At 71.2% G+C, this 6624-nt stretch carries 5 protein-coding genes; 2 read left to right on the plus strand and 3 right to left on the minus strand.

Annotation, left to right across the window (positions count from 1 at the left end; genetic code table 11):
- From V7793_RS30770 to cysS, 3 genes are all read right to left on the minus strand, one after another.
- The coding region (locus tag V7793_RS30770; RefSeq protein ID WP_336012726.1) for a DoxX family protein at nt 1-1350 on the minus strand (1350 nt) is incomplete at its 3' end.
- Nucleotides 1351-1490: 140 nt separating this feature from the next.
- Entirely contained in the window at nt 1491-2444 is a 954-nt protein-coding gene (gene rlmB / locus V7793_RS30775) for a 23S rRNA (guanosine(2251)-2'-O)-methyltransferase RlmB (RefSeq protein ID WP_336012729.1), read from the minus strand.
- A 128-nt stretch (nt 2445-2572) separates the two neighbouring features.
- Entirely contained in the window at nt 2573-3970 is a 1398-nt protein-coding gene (cysS, locus tag V7793_RS30780) for a cysteine--tRNA ligase (RefSeq protein ID WP_336012732.1), read from the minus strand.
- Nucleotides 3971-4148: 178 nt separating this feature from the next.
- Here cysS and V7793_RS30785 point away from each other — a divergent pair, with 178 nt between their 5' ends.
- Both V7793_RS30785 and V7793_RS30790 read left to right on the plus strand, forming a co-directional pair.
- A complete protein-coding gene (locus V7793_RS30785) occupies nt 4149-5279 on the plus strand; it encodes an acyltransferase family protein (protein ID WP_336012734.1) in 1131 nt (376 codons plus the stop codon).
- Between the two features lie 196 nt (nt 5280-5475).
- Nucleotides 5476-6624: acyltransferase family protein (locus tag V7793_RS30790; protein WP_336012737.1), on the plus strand; the 1149-nt coding region annotated here is incomplete at its 3' end.

A 6624-nucleotide genomic window follows, 5' to 3' on the forward strand; every position in this document is an offset into this window, starting at 1 on the left:
GCCGGGGGCCGTGGGCTTGGGGGTGCCGACGGCGGAGGGGCTCCGGGGGCCGCGGGGGGTGGAGGTGCCGGGGCTCTGGGGGTACGGCGAGCCGGGGAGGTTGTTGACGGGCGGGTCGCTGGGGCCGGGGACCTTGACGGTCTGGGAGGAGCGGACGGCGCCGCCGAGGGTGGAGCCGACCAGCAGGGAGAGGCCGATGAGGACGGTGGCCATGATCGTGCCGCGCCGCAGGACGCGCTGCCGGAGCTCCCACAGCTCGGCGCGGGGGCCGAGGCGGCGCCAGGCCTCGCCCGCGAGCCGCCCGTCGACGGAGTAGAAGGGCGCCCCGGCGATCACGAGGGGGCTCCAGGCGGCGAGGTAGATGATGTCGGGCGCATCGTAGACGGGGGCGCTGCGCCAGCTGACGGTGACGAGGAGGACGGCGGACAGCAGGACGCCGACGGCTGCGGCGAGGCGCTGCCAGAGGCCGAAGATGGTGAGGACACCGACGACGACCTGGAGGAAGGCGACGGTGAGGCCGGCGCCGACGGGGTGGGCGAGGGCGAGGTTGCGCAGGGGCTCGGCGGCGGCCCAGGGGTGCAGGGCGGTGAGCCAGGCGACCATGGAGCCGCGCTTGCCGCCGTCGAAGTAGACGGGGTCGCAGAGCTTGCCCATGCCGGCGTAGATGGAGATGAAGCCGAGGAAGATCCGCAGGGGCAGCAGGACGACGCCGAGGTTCATCCGGCGGCCGGGGTAGTAGGCGTGCCGGACGGAGTCGCTGTTGCGCTTGGCGGCGCCGCTCTCGTCCTCGCCGTCCTCGTCGTCGTAGTCGGCGTCGGGGCCGTCGAACTGCGGGTAGCGGTACTGATCTTCGTCGTAGGCGCTGTCCGTGGGGCGGACGCCGTGCAGGAGCCGGCTGCCGGGCGCGGCGGGGCCGGCGGCGTCGACGAGCTCGCCGGGGCCGGTGCGCTCGGAGTGGCTGCGGGGGCCCACGACGGAGGGGTGCTGGTCGTCGACGCGGATGCGGGGCAGCACCTGGGTGGAGCCCGCGTCGGTGACGGCGGAGTCCCGTACGGCCTGGAGGAGTTCGGTGGGCGCCGCGTCGCCGGGGGCGGCCCGCCCGCTCCACACCACGGGAGCGCGTCGTTTGGGCGCGCTCTTGACGGTGGGCAGCTGCGCCGTGTCGGCGATGCCTGCGAACTGGCGGGCGACGCGCGGGGGCCGGGCGAGCTGCACGCGGAAACTCACGTGGTTGACGGCGATCTGCGCCGGGTCGGACGGAACCTTCACCGTACTCAGCGCGGGCTGGTCGTCGTACCCGGAAGAGCTTCCCCCCGTGGGTGTGCGGGGTGTTCTGGTGTCCACACTCATCTAACCGAGTGACTTCTGATTAGGACACTGCCTTGACCGAGTCGAACTGTCCGGGTCGCGTCAACGGAGCCCGTCAATCCAGCTCTTAAGCGCAGGACGGGCCGGTGAACCGGCCCGTCCTGCGCTCAAGGAGAGTTTCTTCAGGCGCGGCGGCGCGCCGCTTCGTAGAGCACGACGCCCGCGGCGACACCGGCGTTGAGCGACTCGGCGCCGCCCGGCATCGGGATGCGCACGCGGAAGTCGCAGGTCTCGCCGACGAGGCGGGACAGGCCCTTGCCCTCGCTGCCGACGACGATGACGACCGGGCCCTCGAGGGCTTCGAGCTCGTGCAGCTCGACGTCGCCGTCGGCGGCGAGGCCGACGACCATCAGACCTTCCTTCTGGTACGACTCCAGCATCCGCGTCATGTTGGTGGCGCGGGCGACGGGCGTACGGGCGGCGGTACCGGCGGAGGTCTTCCAGGCGCTGGCGGTCATGCCGGCCGCGCGGCGCTCGGGGACGACCACGCCGTGGCCGCCGAAGGCGGAGACGGAGCGGACGACGGCGCCGAGGTTGCGCGGGTCGGTGATGCCGTCGAGGGCGACGATCAGCGGGTCCTCGCCGTCGTCGAAGGCGGCGGCGGTGAGGTCCTCGGGGTGGGCGTACTCGTAGGGCGGGACCGAGAGGACGAGGCCCTGGTGGTTGAGGCCGTTGGTCATCCGGTCGAGCTCGGGACGGGGGGCCTCCATGAGGTGGAGACCCTTGTCCGTGGCGAGCTGGAGGGCTTCGCGGACGCGCTCGTCGTTGTCGAGGTACTGCTGGACGTAGAGCGTCTTGGCGGGCACGCCCTCGCGCAGCGCCTCGACGACGGAGTTACGGCCGACGACGAGCTCGTTGGGGCCCTTGGGGCCGCCGCGGCGGGGGGCGGGGCGGCGGGCCGCCGCCTGCTTGGCCTGGGCGTTGGCGACACGGTTCTTCTTGTGTCCCTTGCGCATGGACGCGGGCGGCGTCGGGCCCTTGCCCTCCAGGCCTCGGCGCCGCTGGCCGCCGCTGCCGACCGTCGCGCCCTTCTTGTTGGACGTACGGCGGTTCCTGCGCTGGCTGTTGCCGGCCATGGGGTCACCTGACTTCTGTTTCTCTGCCGCCCCCGCGCCGCTCGGCCCTGGCGGGCCTCACGGGCTTCGGACGGCTGCGCCGGACTGCGCCCGGCGGTTGCCTACTACGTACGTACGAAAAGTGTCCCTCAGGACAGCGACCAGCGCGGTCCGGACGGGGTGTCCTCGATGGCGAGGCCCGCGTGCTGGAGCTGGTCGCGGATGGCGTCGGCGGCGGCCCAGTCCTTGCGGGCGCGGGCTGCCTGCCGCTGGTCGAGGACGAGGCGGACGAGGGAGTCCACCACGCCGTGGAGGTCGTCGCCGCGGCCGGCGGAGGCGCCGGCCCACTGCTCGTCCAGCGGGTCGAGGCCGAGGACGCCGAGCATGGCGCGGACCTCTGCCAGGCGGGCGACGGCGGATTCCTTGTCGTCCGCGGTCAGGGCGGAATTGCCCTGGCGGACGGTGGTGTGCACGATCGCGAGGGCCTGCGGGACGCCCAGGTCGTCGTCCATGGCCTCGGCGAAGGCGGGCGGGACCTCTGCGGCGGGCTCGACGGTCTTGCCGGCCATCTCGCAGACGCGCTGCATGAAGCCCTCGATCCGCGCGAACGCGGCCTCGGCCTCGCGCAGGGCCTCCTCGCTGTACTCGATCATCGAGCGGTAGTGCGGGGTGCCGAGGTAGTAGCGCAGGACGATGGGGCGCCAGTGCTTGACCATCTCGGCGACGAGGACGGAGTTGCCGAGGGACTTCGACATCTTCTCGCCGCTCATGGTGACCCAGGCGTTGTGCACCCAGTACGAGGCGAAGGCGTCGCCGAAGGCCTTGGCCTGGGCGATCTCGTTCTCGTGGTGGGGGAAGATCAGGTCGAGACCGCCGCCGTGGATGTCGAAGGCCTCGCCGAGGTACTTGTGGGCCATGGCCGAGCACTCCAGGTGCCAGCCGGGGCGGCCGCGGCCCCAGGGGGTCTCCCAGGAGGGCTCGCCGGGCTTGGCGGCCTTCCACATGGCGAAGTCGCGGGGGTCGCGCTTGCCGGTCTCGCCCTCGCCGGAGGGCTGGAGGAGGTTGTCCAGCTCCTGGTTGGAGAGCTGGAGGTAGCCGGGGAAGGAGCGGACGTCGAAGTAGACGTTGCCGTCGGCCTCGTAGGCGTGGCCGCGCTCGATGAGGCCGCGCATCATCTCGACCATCTCGGTGACGTGGCCGGTGGCGCGGGGCTCGACGGTCGGCGGCAGGCAGCCGAGGGCGTCGTAGGCGCTGTTGAAGGCGCGCTCGTTCTCGTAGCCGATGGACCACCAGGGGCGGCCCTGGTCCGCCGCCTTCGTGATGATCTTGTCGTCGATGTCCGTGACGTTGCGGACGAAGGTCACGTCGTAGCCGCGGTAGGCGAACCAGCGACGCATGATGTCGAAGTTCAGGCCCGACCGGATGTGGCCGATGTGCGGGGCGGCCTGCACGGTCGCGCCACACAGGTAGATCGAGACGCAGCCCGGAGTGAGCGGGGAGAAGTCACGGATCTGCCGGGCGCTGGTGTCGTACAGGCGAATGGTCACGCAACCAGAGTAGTGGGCGTTCGGCAGTGCCCCCGGCAATCCGGCCCGTGAACTGGCGGATCGAAGGGTTCCATGGCGGGATGGCACGCATTGCCCGTTATGTAGTTAATGCGGAAAAACTACAGATTTACGTGATAGCTTCCCCGGCACTGCCTCACCTTCCTCACCTGGAGGGGCGTTGCACCCCACTCTGCCGGTACAGCAGGAGCACGCGGAGCCCCCCGAGTCCCCCGGAGGCCCGGACGGCAGCGACGGGCGCGCCCGGCTGGCCGCGCTGGACGGCCTGCGGCTGCTCGCGGCGCTGATGGTGGTGGCGTACCACTACGTGGCGTTCGGCAGCGGCGCCTGGGGCGCCCCGCCGGCGGCGGTCTTCCCCACCGCCCACCTGCCGGCGTCCTACGGCTGGCTGGGTGTGCAGCTGTTCTTCCTGATCAGCGGCTTCGTGATCTGCATGAGCTGCTGGGGCAGGGGGGTCGGCCGGTTCGCCTCCTCGCGCGTCACCCGGCTCTTCCCCGCGTACTGGTTCTCGGTGCTCGCCGTCGCACTCGTCGTCCGTTTGTGGCCGGTGCCGGGCGAAACCCCCCGCGCGCGGGACGTCGCCGTCAACCTGACCATGCTCCACTCCCCCCTCGGGGTGGACCCCGTCGACGGCGTGTACTGGACGCTGTGGGTCGAGATGCGCTTCTACCTGCTCTTCGCGCTGGTCGTCGCCGGGAAGGGGCTGACGTACGCGCGGGCGGTGGGCTTCTGCGTGGTGTGGGGCTTCGCGGCGGCCGTCGCGGCGGCGGTGGACGAGCCCGTGCTCGACCAGGTGCTGATGCCGGAGGACTGCTGGTACTTCATCGCCGGCATCGCCTTCTACCTCATGCACCGCTACCGCCCCAACCTCGTGCTGTGGCTGATCGTCGCCGCCTGCTTCCTCGTTGCCCAGCACGACCTGGTGGCGGCCCAGACACGGGCCGAGGGCTACATGGGCCACCGCGTGCCCCACTGGCCGACGGCGGTGCTGCTCGCGCTGTTCTTCCTCGCCGTGGGGGCGGTCGCGCTCGGCCGGACGCACCGCCTCGGCCACCCCTGGCTGACCGCCGCCGGGGCGCTGACCTATCCCCTCTATCTGCTCCACGAGCGCGTGGGCTGGCTGGTCATCCGGCGGACGGCCGGCGACCTGGCTCCGGCCGTCCTGCTGATCGCGCTGGTGACGGGCATGCTGCTGGTCGCGTGGCTGGTGCACCGCCTGGTGGAGCGGCCGCTGGCGGGGGCGCTGAGGCGCGGGCTGCGGCGGGCGGCGGCGGAGATCCGGGCCGGCTAGCGGGTCCGCGGCAAGCCGGACGGCGGGCCCACCACAAGATCATCACAAGATCACCCCGGAGCCGTTTCCAGGCAGGGGTTGGAATTACGGCAGAGACAGGAGATAACTGTCACGGCGGGCCGGGGGGTCCTTGTGCCAGCATGCGCGCGGACGGCCCTCGTAGGATGAGCCGACCTGAGCCGATGGAGAGGACGACATGCGTTTCGCCAGACGAGGTGACCTCGATGGCGGCCTGGCAGCCGGACAGCGGACCACCGCTCCCCGGCCCAGGCTCTACGTCCTGGACGCGCTGCGGCTGCTCGCGGCCCTCATGGTCGTCTTCTTCCACTACGTGGCGCTGCGCGGCGGCTGGGGCGAGGACCCCGAGCACATCTTCCCCAACCTGTGGAAGTTCGCGCAGTACGGCTGGACCGGCGTCGAGATCTTCTTCCTGATCAGCGGCTTCGTGATCTGCATGAGCACGTGGGGCCGCTCGCTGGGTGACTTCGTGGTCTCCCGGGTGTCGCGGGTCTACCCCGCGTACTGGGTCGGGATCTTCCTGACGGCGGCCGTCATCTCGCTGTGGCCGCAGGTGCGGCAGATCAACGGCGGCTTCAACAGCGTCCTCACGAACCTGACCATGCTCCAGACGGGCTTCGGAGTCTGGGACGTCGACGGCGTCTACTGGACGCTCTTCATCGAGCTGAAGTTCTACGTACTCTTCGCGATCGTGGTGGCCACGGGCGTGACGTACCGCAAGTGCGTGCTCTTCTGCGCGCTGTGGACGGTCGTCGCGATGGCCTCGGTCCAGGCGGACGTCAAGCTCCTCGACCAGTGGGCGATGCCGCTCTACCAGCCGTACTTCGTCGCGGGCATCGCCTTCTACCTCATGTACCGCTACCGCCCCACCGCGCTGCTGTGGGGCATCGTCGCCCTGTCGCTGCTCCTCGCCGAGCACCAGATCGCGCGTCGCGTCGCGGACAACACCACGCACAACATCCCCGCCTGGCCCGCCCGGGTGATCATCTTCGTCGCGTTCGTGCTGATGGCGCTGATCGCGTGCGGCGCGTTCAACCGGATCCAGTGGCGCTGGCTGTCCACGGCGGGCGCCCTCACCTACCCGCTGTATCTGCTCCACCAGTACATCGGCATGACGCTGATCTACGCCCTGCGCGACCGCGTCCCCCGGCACCTGCTGGTCATCGGCCTGGTCCTGGTGATGCTCGGCGCGGCGTGGCTCATGCACCGGTTCGTGGAGAAGCCGCTGGGCACCTGGCTGCGCAACGTGATGCGCTCCAGCATGGAGGAGGTGCGGCAGCACTCGCCCCGCCCGAAGGCGGCGGTGCACGCCGCCAAGGGCGCCGGT

It is taken from the genome of Streptomyces sp. KLMMK (assembly GCF_036961605.1).
Lineage (GTDB): Bacteria > Actinomycetota > Actinomycetes > Streptomycetales > Streptomycetaceae > Streptomyces > Streptomyces telluris.

What these genes read in the sequence shown, in the direction of transcription:
- rlmB (WP_336012729.1), bottom strand. Translation starts at nt 2,444, where the DNA reads ATGGCCGGCAACAGCCAGCGCAGGAACCGCCGTACGTCCAACAAGAAG.